Origin of the sequence: Candidatus Hydrogenedens sp., from assembly GCA_035378955.1 — a bacterium.
In the GTDB taxonomy this organism is placed as follows: domain Bacteria; phylum Hydrogenedentota; class Hydrogenedentia; order Hydrogenedentales; family Hydrogenedentaceae; genus Hydrogenedens.
The window spans coordinates 1-21979 of the sequence record DAOSUS010000039.1 but is presented as its reverse complement, the minus strand read 5'-3'; the positions used below and the strand labels follow the sequence as shown (position 1 = coordinate 21979).

13 protein-coding genes are annotated in these 21979 nt (G+C 35.4%); 6 read left to right on the top strand and 7 right to left on the bottom strand.

From position 1 onward, the window contains the following. The first annotated feature begins 111 nt into the window (after positions 1-111). From lepA to lepB (PLA12_09065), 3 genes are read left to right on the top strand one after another with little or no spacing between them, the layout of a single operon-like run. Positions 112-1920: a translation elongation factor 4 gene (lepA, locus tag PLA12_09075; GenBank protein HOQ32650.1), complete on the top strand. Its 1809-nt coding sequence runs from the start codon at positions 112-114 to the stop codon at positions 1918-1920. 12 nt (positions 1921-1932) lie between these two features. Continuing rightward, positions 1933-2829 (top strand): signal peptidase I, encoded by an 897-nt coding sequence (gene lepB / locus PLA12_09070; protein HOQ32649.1) that lies wholly within the window; start codon positions 1933-1935, stop codon positions 2827-2829. Positions 2830-2866: 37 nt separating this feature from the next. Then, positions 2867-4291, top strand: a complete 1425-nt coding sequence (gene lepB / locus PLA12_09065) for a signal peptidase I (GenBank protein ID HOQ32648.1) — start codon at positions 2867-2869, stop codon at positions 4289-4291. Here the strand turns inward: lepB (PLA12_09065) and PLA12_09060 are convergent. From PLA12_09060 to PLA12_09045, 4 genes are all read right to left on the bottom strand, one after another. Beyond that, complete coding sequence (locus PLA12_09060) at positions 4281-5789, bottom strand: carboxypeptidase M32 (GenBank protein HOQ32647.1); 1509 nt, start codon at positions 5787-5789, stop codon at positions 4281-4283. The genes lepB (PLA12_09065) and PLA12_09060 overlap by 11 nt on opposite strands. A 30-nt stretch (positions 5790-5819) precedes the next feature. Beyond that, on the bottom strand, positions 5820-7565 hold the full coding sequence (locus PLA12_09055) for a tetratricopeptide repeat protein (protein ID HOQ32646.1): 1746 nt from the start codon (positions 7563-7565) through the stop codon (positions 5820-5822). A gap of 25 nt (positions 7566-7590) precedes the next feature. Then, a complete protein-coding gene (locus tag PLA12_09050; protein ID HOQ32645.1) occupies positions 7591-8226 on the bottom strand; it encodes a ribonuclease HII in 636 nt (211 codons plus the stop codon). A gap of 123 nt (positions 8227-8349) precedes the next feature. Then, positions 8350-8928, bottom strand: coding sequence for a hypothetical protein (locus PLA12_09045; protein ID HOQ32644.1), 579 nt, complete (start codon positions 8926-8928; stop codon positions 8350-8352). 290 nt (positions 8929-9218) lie between these two features. Here PLA12_09045 and PLA12_09040 point away from each other — a divergent pair, with 290 nt between their 5' ends. Continuing rightward, a complete protein-coding gene (locus PLA12_09040; GenBank protein ID HOQ32643.1) occupies positions 9219-10619 on the top strand; it encodes a sulfatase in 1401 nt (466 codons plus the stop codon). A 1-nt stretch (position 10620) separates the two neighbouring features. Here the strand turns inward: PLA12_09040 and PLA12_09035 are convergent, their stop codons facing one another. Both PLA12_09035 and PLA12_09030 read right to left on the bottom strand, forming a co-directional pair. Further along, entirely contained in the window at positions 10621-13188 is a 2568-nt protein-coding gene (locus PLA12_09035) for a sulfatase (protein ID HOQ32642.1), read from the bottom strand. 96 nt (positions 13189-13284) lie between these two features. Continuing rightward, a complete protein-coding gene (locus tag PLA12_09030) occupies positions 13285-15909 on the bottom strand; it encodes a sulfatase (GenBank protein ID HOQ32641.1) in 2625 nt (874 codons plus the stop codon). A gap of 128 nt (positions 15910-16037) precedes the next feature. Between PLA12_09030 and PLA12_09025 the strand changes: the two genes are divergently transcribed. After that, entirely contained in the window at positions 16038-17138 is a 1101-nt protein-coding gene (locus PLA12_09025; GenBank protein ID HOQ32640.1) for a hypothetical protein, read from the top strand. A gap of 7 nt (positions 17139-17145) precedes the next feature. Here the strand turns inward: PLA12_09025 and PLA12_09020 are convergent, their stop codons facing one another. After that, on the bottom strand, positions 17146-19566 hold the full coding sequence (locus PLA12_09020; protein HOQ32639.1) for a PAS domain S-box protein: 2421 nt from the start codon (positions 19564-19566) through the stop codon (positions 17146-17148). A gap of 96 nt (positions 19567-19662) precedes the next feature. On the opposite strand from PLA12_09020, the gene PLA12_09015 reads away from it, so the two are divergent. Further along, positions 19663-21798: a DUF6067 family protein gene (locus tag PLA12_09015; GenBank protein HOQ32638.1), complete on the top strand. Its 2136-nt coding sequence runs from the start codon at positions 19663-19665 to the stop codon at positions 21796-21798. Positions 21799-21979: the final 181 nt, after the last annotated feature.

Sequence of the window (21979 nt, the reverse complement as noted above, 5' to 3'; positions counted from 1 at the left end):
TATGCAGAGATACCCATATATAAGTTAAAATATATACATCTCTTCTCTTTCTTATAAATATTATTAAAGAGTAACCCAGACGGGGAATCTGAAAGAATCAAAAAAAGAAGCATGAACCAGGAATATATAAGAAATTTTTGTATTATCGCTCATGTAGACCATGGGAAATCTACATTAGCAGACCGTCTTCTTGAGTTTACAAAAACAGTAAGCGAACGAGAACTTCGGGAACAAACTCTGGACACACTGGATATCGAACGGGAACGAGGGATAACAATCAAAGCGGTCTGTGTCCAAATGCAATATTTGCGAGATAATGGGGAACAATATACCCTACATTTAATTGATACGCCCGGTCATGCAGATTTTTCCTACGAGGTTTCTCGTGCTCTTGCTGCTTGTGAAGGGGCTTTATTACTCGTAGATGCAACACAGGGAGTTCAGGCTCAAACCCTTGCTCATGCTTATAAAGCAGTAGCACAAGGCTTAGAAATAATACCTGTTATCAACAAAATTGATTTACCCAGTGCCGATAGTGAAGATACACGCCGTCAGATTGAAGAAGTATTGGGATTAGATGCTTCTGATGCTATTTTAGCCAGTGCAAAAACAGGTATTGGTACAAAAGAAATTTTGGAAAGTATTATTCAAAAAATTCCCCATCCAAAAGGAAATACTGACGCTCCTTTACGAGCATTAATTTTTGATGCCAAATACGATACCTATCGCGGGGTTGTGGTTTATTTAAGGGTTGTTGATGGCTCTCTACAAAAAGGCCAAAAAATCCTTTTCATGTCCAATGGCGTAAAATACGAGGTAGATGAAGTAGGAATTTTTACACCCAACATGCGTCCCCAAAATATTTTACATACAGGTGAAGTGGGATACATGATTTGTAATATTAAGAACATTAAAGATACAAAAATTGGGGATACAGTTACAGACGCTATCCATCCCGCAGAACAACCTCTACCGGGCTATGAACATGTCAAACCTGTGGTTTTTTGTGGAATGTATCCTGCTGTTTCCCAGGATTATGATGAATTAAGAGATGCCCTCGATAAATTGGCTCTTAATGATGCTTCTTTTGAATACAAACCCGATAGTTCCGATGCTTTAGGATTAGGCTTTCGTTTAGGATTTCTTGGTCTTTTACACATGGAAATTATCCAGGAACGATTAGAACGCGAGTTTGGGCTAAACCTTGTAATGACCATGCCGAATGTTGCATACAAAGTGTTAAAAACAGATGGAGAGGAAATCATTGTCCAAAAAGCATCTCAAATGCCCCAACCCAGTGAAATTGAGGTAATTGAAGAACCTTATATTCAAGCCGATATTATTTGTCCTGTGGAATACCTGAGTGCCGTAATAGATTTATGTAAAAAGAAGAGGGGTATTCATGTTAAAGTAGACTATCTGGATGCTAAACGATGCCTTGCAGTATATCAATTACCCCTCGCTGAAATTGTGGTGGATTTCTATGATAAACTCAAAACCTGCACACGCGGTTATGGTTCGTTAGATTATACGATTATTGGTTATCGCCCCGGTGATTTGGTCAAGTTAGATATACTCATTAATAACGATATAATAGATGCTCTATCTGTAATTGTCCATAAAGACCATGCTATATATATGGGGAGAGCCTTAGCCAGTAAGTTAAGAAAACTTATTCCTCGCCAGCAATTTGAAGTTGTTATTCAAGCGGCTATTGCGAGAAGGATTATCGTGAGAGAAACAATTAAACCCATTCGTAAAGATGTATTAGCAAAATGTTATGGCGGAGATATAACTCGAAAAAGGAAACTTCTTGAAAAACAAAAAGAAGGCAAAAAACGGATGAAACAAATAGGAGTTGTTGAAGTTCCTCAGGAAGCTTTCATGGCTCTATTAAAAGTAAATGAAGAAGCCGAATAGGAATATAGTGAAGTGGTAGACCCCAATCAAAATCTTAACGAACGTCCTCCTTTACCTGTAGAAGAAAATGTTGCTTATCCTATCGAGAAAAATAGCTTATTCAAAAGCATTCTACAAGCCATAACGGGACCTTGGACAAAACGAAATCTCATCGAATGGATTGTTATTATCGGAAGTATCCTCTTTATAAAAGGCTGTGTTTTTGACCAATATATTATTCCCAGTGGTTCTATGGAACCTACATTACACGGCGGAAATTTATTTACGGGAGACCGTGTCCTTGTGAATAAAACTATTTATGGATTAAGAATCCCCTTTACAACCATCCGTCTCTACACATGGGATAAACCTCAACGCTGGGATATTGTCGTTTTTAAATGTGTTGATAAAAATTCAGGACATTCTACTTTAATCAAACGGGTCGTTGGATTACCGGGAGAAAAAATACGCATTCGAAATGGGAGAATTCTAATAAATGGAGAAGTAATTCCTTTCTCTCCTTCCATGCCTCCAAATATCTATTACTTAAATGATGAAGATTTAATCTATCTATCCAAAACCAATCCTGACCCAAGGGCAAAAAAAATTATTGAAGAAATGAGAAAGAAATACCCTTACCGATACGGTTGTCGGGATGAGGAAACCTTTTCAGTAATTCCAGAGGGACATTACTTCCTTCTCGGAGATAATAGTGTTAATAGCGTAGATAGCCGAATTTATGGTTGGGTTCCCGAAAATCATATTATAGGTAGGGCATTTGCTATCTGGTGGCCACCCAATCGCTGGAGAGATTTTACAGGATTTTCTTCAACGCTATGGGGAAAAATACTTCTTTATGTAATCCCTACTCTTCTAATTCTTCTTCTGATTGTATACATACTCACAAATAAAAAGCGTTCAATTACTTAAATTAGTAATTCGATAAGAATATAAAGGAATAATTACCATGGAAAAACATCAAAACAAACAGGATAAAGGAAACATAAGTGTGATAGGTCAAATTATTCGTTTCTCAGGTATCATTTCTATCCTTATAGGTATCTATGTTATTTATCGCAGTAATCAAACCCAACCGGAGCCATCAGAACCTTTATGGTGGATTGGCTTAGGCGTATTTGTTGTAGGTTTGCATTTATTCTTCTTCAGTAATATGCCAAAACAGCAAATATATGAATGGCTTAAAAGTGAATGCATTGCCCTCGGATTAGCCTTACTAATTCGCTGGCCTATTGCAGAGCCATATAGAATTCCATCCAGTTCTATGGAACCTACATTACACGGTGATTTTAGTTTTGGGAAAGGAGACCGTGTATTTGTGAATAAATGGGTTTATGGCGTTCGCTTTCCGTTCCTAAATAAAAGAATATGGTATGGGAAAAAGCCTCAACGGTGGGAAATTGTTGTATTCAAAACGGTAGAGAACGATGCAAAACATAAAACATTAGTAAAAAGGGTTGTAGGCTTACCAGGGGAGCGTGTTCATATTAAAGACGGGAAAATATATATTAATGGGAAACCTTTAGAATTACCCCCGGATATGCCAGATATTTATTATACCTCCGGACCCGTAGGAATTGGGGGAATGGAATATGGAATACGAACTGAAGATAAGTATTCATTGATACCCGAAAATTGTTATTTTGTATTAGGGGACAATAGTGCATACAGTCGTGATGGTCGTTTCTTTGGTTGGGTACCCAATGAACATATTGTAGGTAGAGTAAGTTGTATCTGGTGGCCACCAACTCGATGGAGAGACTTTACAGGTTTCAGTAAAACATGGTGGTGGAAAACACTTTGCTTATTTACTTTGATTTTTGTAATTATCCGTTTATTTTTTGCAAGGTCTGTTGTATGGTACGGATGGAATTCCGATAGGTTATATCATTATATAGTAAATCAATTATCTTACGGTTTGAGATTACCTTTTACGAAGATATGGCTCTATAAATGGAAAAAACCTCAGCGAGGGGATATTATCGCATATATAACACCCAAAGGAGGTGAGAATATCCCATCAGAACTCATCCTTTGTGGAATGGTTGTTGGTATTGAAGGTGATAAGGTTTCAATTCAAAATGATACTGTCCTTATTAATGGAAAAGAGTTAACCGATATTCCATTTCCTCCGGGAAAAATAGAATCTTCTTTCTCAAATCGAGATGCACCTTACGGATTACTAAAGGATAAAGAACATAGTCTTGTGCCTGTTGGTAATGTATTTGTTATCTGGAATTTTCCCAAAAAGGAAATAGAAATTGCTATAGACAGTAGAACCATAGGTTGGATACCTGAAAGCAATATCCTTGGCAAACTTACTTTTGCTTGGTGGCCCCCTCAATCATTGAAAAAAATATTCATCACCAATTGATTTTATATATTTCTCCATATTTATGTTTTAAATAGGTAATATATGGCTGATGAGAAATGTCGGAGCCACAAATATTTTTAACAATATCTCTTGCACATTGTCTTCTCCCGACATTATATATATGCTCTTTTAACCAATCACGAATAGGAATAAAATTTCCTTGAGTAATGAACTCCGAAACATCTAATGTGCTTTTCATTTTTTCTGTTATCTGCGCTGAGAACAAATTCCCGAGCGTATAACTTGGAAAATAGCCAATACTACCATGTGCCCAGTGAATATCCTGCAAACATCCATAGGTATCATTCGGCGGTAGATAACCAAACAAAGATTTGAAAAGGTCATTCCAACATTCAGGAATTTCTGATACTGATAATTTTCCTTCTATTAAATCCTTTTCAATCCTGTACCGAAGGATAATGTGTAAATTATAAGAACATTCATCTGCCTCGACACGAATATAATTGGGGAAAACACGGTTGACTTCTTTATATATAATTTCCGGTGTTATACCTTCCAACTCCGAAGGAAAGTACTCTTTTAAAATAGGAAGAAGAAACTTACAAAAGGGATAACTCCGACCAACAATATTTTCCCAGAATCTCGATTGAGATTCATGAATACCTAATGAAGGGGCTTGTGCCAGCCATGTGCCACGGTCCTCTTTACGGAAACCTTGCTCATAAAGAGCATGTCCTCCTTCATGAAGAGAACTAAAAATCCCCGAAAATAAATAATCAGAATTTAAGCGTGTTGTAATCCGAACATCATATATATCAAAATTGGTTGTAAATGGATGAACAGAACGGTCTTGTCTACCTGAATTAAAATCAAAACCAATAGCATTCAACAAACGAAGTGTTATTTCCCATTGTTTTTCTGTATTCCAACTTTTTCCTTCAAAAACAGATTTCTCTATACCTTGTTGAAGAATTGTCTGATATATTTTAGACTGTTCTATTTCTAATTCATGAAAAAGTTTATCCAATAATTTTGTATCTATACCTCGTTCAAAATCTTCTAATAAAGCATCGTAAGGAGAATCTATATAGCCTAATAACTCTGCTCTTTCCCTACATAGATTTATAATTGTCTCTAAAGATGTTCGAAATAGAGAAAAATCGGACTTGCTTCTCGCTTCTACCCAAGCATGATATGCTTTGCTTTTTGCCTGTGCAAATTTGCCTACCCATTGTTCAGAAATTTTTACAGAACGCTGATAATCATACATTGCTTCCTGTATCATTGCTCTGTCATCCGGGGTTAAATCCTCCTGTTTATCTATAAAATAAACCAAATCATCGCCTAATAAAGGGGCTGTTTCTAATTTGTGTATCATTTCTGCTATTAATTTGAGTTGTTGTCCTCTACTTTCTGCTCCTCCCGGTGGCATATTGACTTCTTCATCCCATTGTAATAAAGCAAAAACAGCACGGAGGTTTATTATTTCGGACAGACGCTCTTTTAACTTCAATAATCGTTCTTCCTGATTTTCCATCAAAAATCTCTCCTCTTGGACCTCTAAAAACTATCGAGTAGATACTGGCTTGGAAGTATTTTCTATCTGTTTGCGATATTTCTCTATTTTCTGCTTAATTTCTTCATTTTTAGGGTCAAGAACAATTGCCCGTTCCCATTCTGCAATTGCCCGTTTCAAATCTCCCTGCAACAAATACGCATCTCCTAAGTGTTCTCGGAGCACGGCATCATCTGTATCCATCTTATAAATGGCTTTTCGTATATACTCAATCGCTTTTTCTGCATTGCCTTGCCGATAATAAACCCAACCCAAACTATCCAGATAAAAAGGATTTTCTGTATCAATCTTCAAAGCACGACGAATTAAATTTTCTGCTTCTGTTAGATTTACATTTTTGTCTGCATATAAATAACCTAAAAAGTTCAAAAGTTCTGCATTTTCAGGGTCCAACTCAATACATATCTTTAAATGTTTTTCTGTATTTTCAAATTGTTTCAATTTGTCATAACAAATGGAAAGATAGTAATGAACCCATAAGTTTTTATCATGTTCCTGCAACAAAGGCTTTAATACTTCAATTGCCTTTTCCTCCCGCTCCGCAACCATCAAAATTCGAGACCAGATTAAACATAGTGCTAAAGAATTTTTTTCTTTCACCAATGTCTCTATTTGGCTCTCAAACCAGCCTGACACAATCCCTGTTCCAAAATTACTCCAAATTGCATTTATAAAATCATTGCACTCATTATCTACAGTTTCTGCAAAATCGTCTATGGTTTGTAAAATTCCTTGATAATCATTACTTCCTGAAAGTTTCAAATTTAAGGTAAGCAACAGTTTACTTATCAGTGGATATTCATTCACAGGAAGCAAAGACATCGCACGGGAATAATTACCATCTCGTAATAGGAAAAAAGAAAGCAACAATTTTTGTAGAGGACTTGTCTCTTTCGAAAGCATCATTCTTTGGACAATTTCACCTGCCTTTGTCATTTCTCCTATACGAGCATACACTCCCAATAAGACCTCCCATGCTTTTATATCTTCCGGCTTTTTTTGTAGATATTGTTCCAGGAACTGAGCCGCATTGGGTAATTGATTTTCATCAATATAAAGCAATGCAAGAATATATTGAGCCCGTATCATTCGTGGGTCTAATTCCAGGGCTTTTTCTAATTCTGTGATGGCTAATGTATTATTCTTTATACGGGCATAGGTCAATCCTAACTGGTAATGTAATAAAACACTATTGGGTCTTTTTTCTATCATTCTTTTATAAATATCAATTGCTGCCACTAAATCATTGGTATCCTCTTGCAATTCAAGTAAGGCACTATAACCAAGAACATCTTCAGGGTTTAATTCAATGGCTTTTTGAAAAGCATCTACCGCTTCATCAATTCTTCCTAAACGATGACACAATTCTCCACGGATTAGATAAAGGGAAGGTAAATTTTTATTTTTTTGAATTACTTTATCCACACTAATTAGTGCTTGTTCATATTTCTCTGCCATAAGATAAAGGCGAATAAGACGCACCCAGGGTGTTGTTGCATCCGGGTCATACTTTAATGTTTCTTCTAATTCTTGTATCGCTTTTTCTGCATTCCCTTGTCGGTGATAAATCATAGCCGAAAGATAATGAGAGAGAGATTTCCCCTTGAGTTGTATTGTAGGTTTGTTAAATGCGGTTTTCACATCCATGCTTAAATGGGAAGGGGATACCTGACAATTGGTAATAAGAAATAAAAATGGTAGTAAAAAAAATACTTCTTTCTTTATAAATTTCTTCATTACTTTAATCCCATATATCTATTTTTCATTCCGGAAATAAGGACCCGGTTATCTGGTTTAAGGGTTTAAAACTCAACCGATGAATAGGAGATGGTCCGAACTTTTCAATAGCTCGTAGATGCTCTTTCGTCCCATAACCTTTATGTTTCGCAAATCCATATTCCGGATATTCTTTATCAAATTCTTTCATAATCCTATCGCGTGTTACTTTTGCTACAATGCTTGCCGCACCAATTGATGCAGAGAGTTGGTCTCCTTTGATTATTTTCCATGCTGGACAAGGAAACCCTTTTATCTCATAACCATCAATCAACAGCAAATCGGGTTTGTTTTTTAAACGAGACACGGATTCTGTTATTGCCCGAATATTCGCTAATTGAATTCCTATTTCATCAATTACTTTATTACTAATTACAGAGATACCAATATCATGTTTTCCAGACATTAGTATATCAAATAACTCTTCCCTTTTTCTTTCGGTCAATTTTTTTGAATCATCAATACCCTGCACTTCAGAATATAGAACCACCGCGGATGAAACAATAGGACCAGCCAGAGGTCCTCTTCCTGCTTCATCTACTCCCGCTATATACACAAAACCCTGTTCCCTCCCCTTATTTTCAAAATACCACTTATCTATAACATTTAATTCTTTATTCATTTATAAGATGTATCCTTTATAAATACATTCTAACCCAAAGCATTTCCCCCTTTAAAAACAGTCAGGGCGAGCATGTCCTCCGGACATTCTCGCCCCAAATTAGAACTAATTAAATTTCAAATATTATATTCCTGGCGGTAATAAGTGACCGTAGGATAATGTTGTTCTGGAACCATCAGTATTAAATACTGTAATGAAGTTCACATTGGCACCCTGAACATCATTGGGTCCACCAATCCATTCAATGACGCAAGAACCGTTCTTCTTGGTGTCAATGATACCGACACCTGGAATCGGTGTGTTGTTGTCAGGACTGATAGGTCTGTCAGGTACCAATACACCCTGTCCACCTTCTTGACCTCTGGTATAACCACCTGGAACTGTGGAATCCGGGTCATAAGCACATGGACGGAATGCCAATGCAGACTTCGGTGCAATGGTGAAACTGTTATTAGGTGCAAAAGGACCTAAGCAAACACCATCTGCATTGTAATAGGTAATGTAGCATGTCAAAGTAGTGTCTACATTACTCTTTAGATAAATCAGGTTCATAGCACCTGATTTTCCTACAGAAGGACTCACGGCGGGTACACCTACATCTGCTGGAAGCGTGTCTGCGAACCATGGTACTGCCAATGAACTGGCAAATGCCACTCCGGTTCCTACTAACACTAACAATGCGGCGAAACTAAGCTTTCTCATCTTTTCACCTCCTCTCGTGGGGGTTTACCTAAACTTTTCGTCATGTTCACGAGAACATGACCTTGTTTAGTTTTTTTATTCAATTTTCACTATATAGTTTATACCACAAACCAGTTTGGATTGTCAAGTCAAATTTTAAAATTTTTTAAAAAATTTTATTCCCGAAAATTAACTGAAAATAATTTCACTATCCCATATCTTTTTATCATATCCTGTAAAATACAACACTCAATAATTACTTTAGAAATTGTATAATAGATATCCATAACATAATTAGGAATTCATCCATAATGAAAAGATTGTCAAGAAGAAACTTTTTATTAAGTAGCACCTTACCATTGTTCCCATATATATACAAATCTACAAACAAAAGAAATGCAACAAATATACTTCTCATTATTTCAGATGACTTGAATAATTACACTTCTTACTTAAATTGTCCTACCGAATTATTAACTCCTAACATCCATTCATTACAAAAGCAATCTATCACTTTTGAAAATGCCTATTGTCAGTATCCTCTCTGCCATCCATCAAGGACAAGCATGCTTACAGGACTACATCCTTTCTCTACGAGTGTATATATGTCTGAACAAATTAATCCAGCAGAATTTCCTATACTTCCTCAATATTTAAAAGAAAGGCATTACTTTACAGCAGGAATTGGAAAAGTATTTCATCCAAAATACAATATTGAAAGTGTATGGGATTTTAATTTTGAATTATATGACAACCTCTACAATTTCATTAATAAAAAAGATGACCCTTTATCCCAACAGAATTTTTGTTATGGTCCTGTTGATATTTCTATCGAAGAAACTCATGATTATAAAATCACACAACAAGCCTGTGATTTTATTAAATCACAAAAAAACAATCCCTGGTTCCTTGCTGTGGGTTTACATACTCCTCACACCCCTCTTTTTGCTCCTCAAGAGTTTTTCAAAAAAATTCCTAAAAATATCGTAAAAAAACCTATTACCCCCGATGATGATTTGAATGACATTCCAGAGGCAGGGATAAAGTTAGTAAACAAATATGATAATACAGACATTCACCAACTTGTGTTAGAAAGAAATATATGGGAAGAAGTTATCCATGCTTATTTAGTCCGAATTGCGTTCTTAGATGAACTTATTGGGAATATATTAAAGAACCTTGAAGAACATGGGATGTTAAATAATACCTGTATTTTTCTATGCGGTGATAACGGTTGGCATTTAGGGGAAAAGAAGAGATGGCAGAAATTTACCTTATGGCAGGAAGCCGTAAAAGTTCCTCTTATCGCCCATCTTCCTGATGGATATAAAGGAGGATTAACTATTAAAGAACCCGCCGGACTTATTGATATTTTTCCTACAATAACAGACATCCTCTCCATGGATAAACCTGAAAAATTAGAAGGTAAAAGTTTACTACCATTAATAGAAAAACAAATTGAAAATCAATACGCAGTAATTTCTCAGATAGAAAATAACAATTTCGCTTTCCGAACAAAACGGTATTCCTATATTGTTTATTATGATGGAAGTGAAGAATTATATGATTATCAATCAGACCCCGGAGAATGGCATAACATTGCTCATTTAGAAGAGAGCCAAAAAATAAAAAGGAATATTATTTTAACAATTCCAGATAGTCAACGAGTAAAGTTAGCCTCTATAGTGAATAAGGATATCTTTCATCTGTAAATCAGTTGAGATAGCCCAGACTTCTCAAAGTTTCCTGTGTTTCATCAGTCATATCTACTACCTTTCTCCCATCTCCCGTTCCTTTTGAATAGTACTCAACCCAAAAGAAAAATTCTTTTGCACCATCAGAATTATTTATATCTTGAGCCTTCATATCTTCACTTGAAAAATAAAAGAATTTTTCATCTTTTGATTTTAAAACAGGATAATCCGATGGATACTTCATTAGTAAACAATTTTGGATATGAATTTTCAATTCACTCTTATCTTCTACCGGCATAATCTGAATTATTACAGGCATAGAACTTTTTGGGAGAAACACATCCGCTTTTAGTTCCATAGGTGTTGTTCTTTCATTTTTTGTCCGTAACACTCCCCCTTGAATCTTAGAAAACAATATAGGCACGGAACAATGTATGTTTACCGAACCTGTCCAGAACGAAACTGGATTTAAAAAGCATAACCACCAGCCTTCTTTCTTTAATCCGAATTTTTGCATTAATAACTCAGACATATTTTTATATATTTCGGGTTGTTTTAAACTCACATCATAATATTCAGCCATATTTTTTTGTAAATCAAACAAAGGTTTAATACCCTTAGGAATATCTTCCAAAAGTTTATACTGCCCTTTAATCAATGCCCGCATATCTCCTCTTAAACTGGATGAAAAGGTATGTCTTTCCTTCGTTTCTTTTTTCGAAATAATATCTAACACAGACATTCCATCTAATAATACATTCCCCTTTTGATTTAATATCTCTAAGACAGTGGGCATTAAATCCTCCAATATCACTCTATCTTTCACACGAAGCCCTGCATACTTATTATTGGGGAATTTGATAATAGTTACATTCCGCATACTCTCTTCATATACATTATCGTGTCCATATAACCCATGCTCTCCTAAAGATTCGCCATGGTCAGAAACAACTGCTATAAAAGCGGAATTATACAATCTTCTATCCTTTAAGAAAGCAAAAAAGTCTCCTAAAGCATAATCTACTTTATAAACACAATCATCATAAAGGGCACGGATATAAGTAATCTCTTCCTCTGTTGGGAATACATCCCCGGTTGTAAGATACTGAAGCAATAATCCTAATGAAGGAATATCTTCACAACCTACATAACCAATTTCAGGTCTCACCAACCCTCGGGAAAATATCTTAAACTGTTCCTCTCCCGCATCATACATCAATTTTCCATACGCCTTTGAATGCACATCATAATTATGCATAAAGACAAACATCTGTTGATTCTCATTTTTGATTATCCAATCCTTGGCTTCATCACAAACCTCTATTACTGTCCTTCGATTTCCTTCTCTTCCCCCTTCCGGAACGGAAAACCAATCCATTCCCCGTCCAAAACCACGAGACGGGATAAACCACCACAAAAATCCTGCAAAACCTGCTGTCATATATCCATAATTTCTCATTAACTCAGGCAAAGTTTCTATATAAGGGAAAACATCCGTATTCCGAGTTAAACCATGTCCCTCCGGATACCTTCCTGTAAGCATACTCATATGTGCCACAGGAGTAAATGTCTGGGTTGTATATGCATTTTCAAAAACTACTGCATCCTTCGCAAAGGTATCCAGATTGGGACTTGTTGGCAGATAATATCCATACGGCAGCAAATGGTCGGGGCGTAGCGTATCACAAGAAATAATAAAAAAGTTCGTTTTCGTCTGACTATCTTCAACTATTTTACTAACAAGCATCGGGTTACCCCATACACCAAAATCTCCGATGAAATTATTTATTGGGGTCATCTGAAAAATAACCTCTATTTCCTGTCCTGCATATTTGGCAAGATTTAAAACAACCCTTTTCCATTCTCTATCTTCCTCTGTCGTTTGTGGTTTCATTTCTGACTGATATATTTTTTCCGCATTATCCTTCGATACCACATCAATTGAAAAGGATATTCCATCACTCTGCCAATCCTTTCCTTCTGAAGATTTCTTATAAGCACCTAAAACGGGATTGTATATACCTGTATAAAAAATCAATTCCATCCCTTGCTCAATTTTACGATTAAATATCATCTTTTCATCCCACAAAACATCCATACAAACACCCCCTATGGTTAACTGTCGTGGATGTTTTTTATCATAAGGAACAAATACTACTTGTGATAACTTTATTTCATTCTCTTTGGTTAATCCTTTTATTTCTATCCAAACCTTGTTTGTTTTATCAAATATGGGATTTTCCTTATCCGTAAATTTCAAAGTAAAAGAATATATATGTGTCTTGCTGTCATTAATCAACCTTATTCCTTCCGAAGGGAAATGAATTTTATCGCCCCATTTTTTACTGGACCAACCCCATCTCACTTCGTAGCCCTCATTACTGGATACATACACATGAACAAATTGATACATTCCCAGATTAATCGCAGACGGTATTGAAAATAACATAATCCCTGTATTTTTGTCGAAACTCTTTTCCCATTCTTTTCCCTCTAAGGTTAATTCTGGAGACTTTTCTATTTTTTCCCAATAATCTTTTGAAAAACGATATATTGTTTCACTCCATGAAACACAATATATTTGCATAACACATACATAAATCAAACTAATAAGAAAGCAAACCTTCCCATAAAATAAAGGTATAATATGCTTTCTTCTATACGGATTTTTATTCATATAAAACTATAAATACCCTGTGTTCCTTATATTAAATATAGCATCTTCTGGAAGTTCTACTTCTTTTTGCCCGTTTTCAGACATTAAAGGTTTCCTGCGAATGAGTATATATGTATTACCGTCATTGGGAATATTCGGTGTATTTTCCCAATACAAATATCTTTCTGGCAATACAAACTCATACTCATTTATCAATTCACTACTTCCATCATGAGACAAAACTTTAAATTTCTCCGAACTTCTGAAACCTATTCTTAGCTCCTGCTTCATATCCTTCGGATATATATACAGGGAATAAGTATCTGCCATTTGAGGATAACTTATGGTTCCATACAGACAATCCATCTCCTCCGCCTTTTTATACCAAAACATGATATTATCAGGTATCACTGAAATTATATTTGGTCCGGGGCATATTAATACCTCGTCGGTTATATTTGTCTTCTTCCCTTTCACCTCGACAACCCAACCTTCTCCATTGAAAAATCTATATGAACTCATTTCTTCTAAAAATTGTTTTAAAAGTATATCTTCCTTATCAAACAGATTAACACATTCCAACGGGTCCTGTAATAAATCAAAGAAACTCACTTTAGACTCTCTAAATGAGCAAATAACCTTATATCTATCTGATATTAGGGCTTCTTCATTCTGAAATTGATTCTGAATAAAAATCTTCCTCGGGGTAGTATATTTCCCTTCTATAATATCAGATAGCGATACACCATCCAGATTTTCGTAATTAACATTTAAATAACCCAGTATCGTCGGAACAATATCTTCTAAACTAACCAGACTTTCTATTCGTTTTCCTGCATACATACCATTGGGAAATTTTATCATCATAGGAACTCGTGCTGTGTGTTCATAAACATCAACATGTTCATAGCGACCGTGTTCTCCTAATGCCTCTCCGTGGTCTGCAACGATTATAATCATGGATTTGTCATACAAATCTTGTTCCTTCAAAAAATGGAACAAATCGCCTATTGCATAGTCCACTTTTGCAACGCAATCATCATATAGAGCATTTATATATAAATTTTCATAAAAGTCTAATTTCCCCAATGTTGCCTGTATGTGATTAAAGAAACTTCTCGGATTAGGCATACATTCCGCTGTTAGTAATTCAGGAACTTCGAGCAAATCGCTGAAAGAAAAAAACCGTGCATCTTCAGAACTATATATCGTTGCGGGAGGAAGCATACGGGTATGTACATCGTAGTTATGTAAAAAGACAAAAAGATTGTCATATTTCAATCTTTTAATCTCATTCTTCAATATCTCCTGCGTAGGAAAAACATCGCGTAGATATTCTGGTGGATAATAAAATTTATCCATTCCACGCATGTATCCTCGTGAAGGCAAAAACCAGGTGGTAGCCCCTACTAATCCCATAGAATAATAACCTAACTCTTTCAGATATTCACCTAATAATTTTACATGGTCATAAGCAGGCAGTTCCGCATTAACTCCATGGTTTTTCGGGAACAAACCCGTAAGTAAACTCATGTGTGCCACCGGAGTAAAGGTTCGGGTTGTATATGCCCTTTCAAACAATACTGCCTCTTTAGCAAATTTATCCAGATTTGGACTTGTTGGCAAACGATAGCCATAAGGCAACAAATGGTCGGCTCGCATAGTATCACAGGAAATAATAAATACAGGAGGATGTTGTTTTTCTATATCATCTATATTTCGGATAATAACGGGATTTCCCCATAATCCATATCCATCCATTACCGCTGTATTTTTCGTAAATATAATTTGCACTTCTTTCTCTGCAAATTTTGACAGGTCTAATTCTATAAATCGCCACTCACGGTCATCCTCTTTTTCCATCGGATTCATCTGATATTCATATATATTTTCTTTTTCCCCATTATCTATCACATCAATCGAAAAGTTACTTCTTTGTTCATTCCATTCTTTTTCGTGCTTCTTCTGAGATAATGCCCCCACTTTTGGATTATACATACCTATATACAATAGTAATCTATCCCCTTTTTGTATTTTCGTATTAAATGTCCAAGCATCCTCCGGAATACAATTCATACACAATCCATTAAGCATAAATTGTCCCAATTCCGAAGGCAAATGTCGAACCAATTCAACATTTTTTAACTGCAATCCCTTATTATCTTTTTCTTTATTTACAACTTCAATAATTAACTTACTGGCTTTATCTACTATGGGGTTGATTTTATCAGGATATTTCATCTCAAAGGTATATTGATGTAATTTAGAATCAGCAATCATGGAAAGATTCTCTTCAGAAAAAAAATCCTGCCCATCTTTATTTCCACACCTCCATCCCCATCGAATAGAAGCAGCTTTGTTCGAACCCATTTCTATTTTTATTCGTTTATACAAACTCAAATCTGCTTGTAATTCATGTTCAAAAATAATTCTATCAGGTCTGTCCTGTTTTATTTGCCATTGTTCCCCGGGAATAGACAAGTCGGTATTCGGGAATTTATCATCCCAATATTTATCCGTCAAGCGAATAACCAGACCATAAGATTCCGATAAAAAAAGCACACTTATAAATAGAACCTTTATTCCGACCTTAATATTTATATGACCGTTAAACATTATACAACCTTTATTTTTACTCCATGTGTATTTCATTATTCCTTTATATTATTATGATATAAAATTATATTCTAATATAGAAAAAAGCAGTTTTTATCTGTCAACATATTTGTATAACAACACCTTTTTCCCTTTCGTTGACGGTGAAAAAGTAAGATTATCAAATGATACTAAAAAACAAAATAGTTGCTATAAAAAAGTTTATTATAAACATCTCCGTTCTGTTGATTACATGTCTTTTTATCTGTTTATTACTTATTCCTTTTGAAATAATTCTTCGCCTTAAACAAAAAGATAACGAAAGAATCATGATTACATCGCCCCCTGTTATTATTTGTTCGGAAGAGGGGCGAAAAATTGCACGGGGAGTTAAAGGGGAAGGGACAATTACTGTTGGGAACAATCCTCATATTTTTTATTTTGAAACCGATACTAAAGGAAGAAGAATTACTCCTCAACCCAATATGGATAATAAAGAACTAAATTGCTTGTTCTTTGGCTGTTCTTTTACTTTTGGGACAGGTGTTAATAATAACCAGACCTTGCCTTATTATTTTGGTCAATTGCATCCTGAAATTGAAGTATACAATTATGGGATTCCGGGAGCTTCTCCACAGGAAATATATCTCCAGTCCACGCAATCAGAAATTTTTGCAGACATATCCCCTCAAAAACCTACCCTCGTAATATATACATTCATTTCTGACCATCTAAGAAGGCTAAAAGGAACACTCAATCTTATATTCAGAGCCCCCAAATGGGTGGGCTGTTTACCGGAACTGGAGTTTATTAATAATAGAATCATTAATAAAGGAAAATTTGAAGAAACTCACCCTTATTTGTTTTCTTTTGCCAATATATTAAACAAATCATTTGCAGTAAAACAGCTAATAAATTATACCCAATTTGATTATCCATCCCCTTTCATAAACGAAAACTATGACTTTTTATATATATTACTGAACGAAACAAAAAATCAATTATCTACTTATTTCCCTGATTTAGATTTTGTGATATTTATTTACCCTGAACATTGTTCTACTCCAGCCACCTGTCCTAACCTAAATTATTTTATGAACTTACTTAATGAAAAAAAGGATTTAAGGGTAATCTCCTGTGAAGATAAAGAAATGATGGGAAATTATTTCCGTCTCAAATCCTCAGGGAAACATATAATTTTAGATGGACACCCCAGCCCTGAATGTTATCAACTATTTGCAGAATGGATAAGTAAGGAACTTAAAAATAAAAAGATTATCCCATGATAATTCTTTATTTTGATAGGACCTGTTGAATAATTTCTTTCAAACCATCAAAACGAAATGGTTTTTGAACATAGTTTGAGAATAATTCTATATTTGTTTTGGTAGCGATTTGTTCATGAGGATAACCACTGGTCAAAATAATAGGTATTTCTTTCTTTATCTTTTTCATTTCTATACATGCCTCAATACCATCTACATGGGGCATTGTCAAATCCAATAACACACACTTAATATCATCTTTATGCTCTTTAAATAGCTGAATTGCCTCTCTTCCATCAACAGCAGCCAATACTTCAAATCCTAAGTATTCCAACATCCGTTGAGTAATCGCCCGAACAGTATCTTCATCTTCAGCCAAGATAAACTTCCCTTCATACCGTAACTCTTTCTTTTCTTCCGTAAAAGCGGTGTCCTTTTCCTCCATCCATTCAATAGCCGGCAAAAATATTTTAAAAGCCGTTCCTTTCCCTTTTTCTGAGTAAAGTTTTATTCCTCCATGATGACTTTTGATTATACCTAAAACGGAAGATAATCCCAGTCCACGACCTGTAAATTTGGTCGTATAAAAAGGTTCAAAAATATGTTTTTTAGTTTCTTCATCCATCCCACATCCGGTATCTATAACTTCAATTACCACATACAATCCTTCTTTCAGTTCTCCGGGCAAAAAGAGCGTATCTAAATACTTACTATCACAAAGGGAAGCTGATGTCCTTATAATTATTACTCCACTTTTATTTCCAATCGCTTCGTTGGCATTAATGACAAGATTCATAATAATTTGTGAAAGTTGGGTAATATCCCCTTCCACCAGTGGTATTTGTTCCGCTAAATCCAGTTTCAAAACTACTTTTTTAGAAATAGAAGATTGGATAATTTGCACCATTTCTCCTATCATCTTATTTAAATTCACACGGTTGGTTAACAATTTTTTTCTGCCTGCATACGAAAGCATTTGTTGAGCAAGTTCTGACCCTTTCTTACCCGCAATAATAATACTATTCAAATATCCTCTCGCCACAGAAATTTCTGGAACTTCATGAAGAGCAAGTTCCGCACTACCTATCATAGCCATTAATAGATTATTGAAATCGTGTGCTACTCCTCCTGCCAATGTTTCTAAACTTTGAATTTTTTGCAATTGATGTATTCGCTCTTGCATTTGTTCCCGCTGTTGTTCAAATTTTTTCTGTTCCCGAATATCAATAATTCCCGCAACAATCCCATCCTCTGGACATTGAGGGTTCCTCAATGCTGCATTAATACGAATATCAATCCATTCTCCATTTTTACTTTTCCACTTAGTTTCAACCCAACTCGTATTATAACCCACTAAATCTTTGTATAATTCTTTGCCCACACGGTTAAACTCTTCCTCTGTTTCATAATAAGTCCGTGTTGATTTACCTATCATCTCTTCCTTTGAATATCCCAGAACCTGGCAGATACGGTCATTACACCATTCTATTACCTGATTCCTCACAAAGATAACTCCGAAAGGTGTTGTTTGCATTATACTGTTTAATAATTGTTCGTTATACTTTATTATTTCCTGTGCCCTTTTCATTTCCGTTATATCACCATAAGTTCCCAATACGCCAATAATGTTCCCATCTCTATCTCGTAAAGGAACCTTACTCACATACAGCCATCTTACCTCTCCAGAAGCCCTTGTATGTTTTTCCTCGAAGTTTAGTAATGGTTCCCCAGATTCCATAATCCTACGGTCTATTTCACGGAAACTAGCTGATTCTTCCTTTGTCCATGGTAAGTCATAATCTGTTTTACCTATTACTTCTTCCGGAGAGGAACAATTTGCATCTTTGGCAAATTGATGATTACAACCTAAAAATACACCGTTCCTATCCTTCCAAAAAACTGCCTGAGGAATACTTTCAATAATCGTTTTTGTAAGTGAAATCTGAGTATCCCTATCCTTCTGAATATTAACAAGTCGGTCTATATTGATGGCAACCTCAATTCTTACCATCTTCCCATTTTCCCATGGAATAGCAAAGTCTATGCATTGAAAAAAGGAACCTGTTTTTGTATTTTGAAAAGTCCAAACATACGGTGGATTAGGTTCTCCTTTTGAATTAAGTAAACGGTCATTTGTGCAGAAAGAACAAGGTGATGTTTGTCCTACTTGTAAAACTTCATAACATTTTTTTCCTATAATTTCATCTTTCAAAAAATTTCTTACATACTCATTTGCAGCAAAAATCTCATAAGTATCCATATCCGATACATATACTGCTGTATCAATAGCCGTCATACTTTGGAATAATGGTTGTAAATCTGAAAGGGTATAATACTTCTTTCCTTTACCTGTTAAAATATTTTTTATCTCTTCCGCCTGTGATTTCCAATAAAATATTTCTTTTACAAGTTCTTCCTTCGTCTTTTTTAAAAACTCTTCTATTTCCATTCGTAACCCTTTATTTTTTTGTTTACCAAATCTCGATTATTTACAGTTATTATATAATATGCAATTAGTCAGAATAACAACTAAAAGATTATAAAAATGTTTATAAATATTCTCCTATTATTAAATACATTTATTCATGGTGCAGATATCTGGATTGAGCCATCCTGGGTATCTACCAATCTTGCACAACCATCTCCTCATTCCCATTATGAAGCACAAATCTTTGCTGCAAAAGGGGAAGAAGAATCCTTTCAGGTCCATATTTTGGCTGATAAAAATGACCTGAATAATGTATCTATTTCCTTCGACAAATTGCCTGAAAAATTTCCCAATCCATCGATATATCAGATATTACCTATTCAAGGTGTTCCTCTTCCTCAGGGGGGTATGGACCGAAGTCGCATATTTTTAGATATATTAAGACCGTTCCAACCGTTGGGTATCTTAAAAGGACAAAAGGCTGTTTTCTGGATAACCTTCAAAATTCCACGAGAAATAAAAACGGGGAACTATAAAACCGAGTTGCAAATTAATGTAGAAGAAAAGAAATTGAAGCGAATTCCTGTTTCCATTGAAGTTTTTGATTTTGAAATTCCGCAAACACCTTCTTTGAATGCTATTAGTTTTTTAGATTGGCAAACATTATTGCTAACAAACCCCCAATCTTCATCAACTGATGATTTCTGGAAAAACTTTTTCAATTTCATATACGATAAACGGCTTAATCCTTCATTAGGTTCTTATCAACAAAACCTTAACACGAATACTCTTCCTATTCCCGAAGGTTTGTGGAAAAACTATGTTCATCATATCAAGGGATACAATTCTCAAAATTTTATAGATATAACACCTTTGTTATTGCCGCCGGGTCCTCTGGAAACTGTCCGTACACCATCCCAAAATGAAGAGAATATGATAAACGACATAAGGAATATCAATAATATTACTATGGGAACTATTTTTTTTATACCCAAAGATGCTGGACAACATGACGCATTGCGGCGATACTTAAATTCTCTGTCCGAACAAATTCCTTTTTTTGTAGTAAGAATTTTATGTGGTCTCCCCTTACCCCAATATAATTTTTACACAGACATCTGGGCTTTACCTTTTTCTTCTTTTTCCCCAGGATTAATGGAGCGATTGACAAAAGGTTTGTCTATCGCAGATGAAAATACTCTTCCTATTAAATCCGTCTCTTCTTCAACCACTGGCTTTATTCCCGGCTCGTATCCCCCTATTTTATGTTCTCCATGGCAAGCCATAGACGCCTGTTTATACACAGGATGGCTATCCTTTCCTACTGAGAAAGAAGGCAAAAAAGAATGGTTAGAGGTTCAATTAAAAGATAAAATAATAGGCGAAAAAATAACCATTATTTGGGGTCCCACACAAATTCCTCAATCCATAGATGTCTTGACATCAAGAGATAGCATACATTTTCTCTCATCCTCTGTAAACTGGAAACATGTAGCAGGAACCCTTTTTGAACCGGCTATTTCGTATGGAACTTTCAAATACAATCCTGATTTCTCTGCTATCCGTTTTGAATTTCCTCGAATTAAAAAAGGAGAATTCGTGTATATTCAAGAAATCCGATTAAATTCGAATGAGGAGAATAAAGAACCCCGCATGGCTCCTGTAATTACACCCTGGTTATGGCTTAATCCTGAACAATATCCGTCTCTTCGTTATGATACCGCACCTATTGAATCCCGTATTATTCCATGGATATGCTGGAGTTATGGTTTCAGAGGTATCATTCTCACTCCTCTCCTTTCATGGGGCAATATTATCTCACGACCTCAAAACATGGAAACCTTCCTATTTCAACCTCAGGATACTTTGCAAATGACCACTTTGCTTTACCCCGCAAAAGATTCGTATTTACACTCTATCCGATTGGAACGGCTTCGCGATGGATTGGAAGACTTTGAATACCTATTACTTCTCTTTCAAAAGGCACAATCCCAAAAATTAAAAAACGAAGAATGTTATAACTACCTAACTATACAACTGGAAAAATTTGTTCCGTGGAATATTGTTCAGGATGATTTTGCAGAAGAATTAATGATGAAAAGAGTTTCTATGGGGTATGAATTAAGTGACAGAGAATCTCCTTATAAAACCAGCAAAAAAGAAGCCTCCCTCAAAAAAGAAAAAGGGGAAACGATTAACATTTCCCCGAAAGTTCAAAAAAACTTTTCTATTCGACAAAAGGGCAAAGAATAATTGACTTTAAACCATCATTCTAAATTTATTTCCATCTGTAAATTCGTTCCTGTCTTTACCCAGGCATTTGTTACTACAACCTTCGCATTTCCCTGTCCTCTCGTCCGAACCAGCATTGAGGAACGGGGCTCTAATCGGTATGTCCCTTGTGCCACAGGACCCAACAATTTTAATGACCATG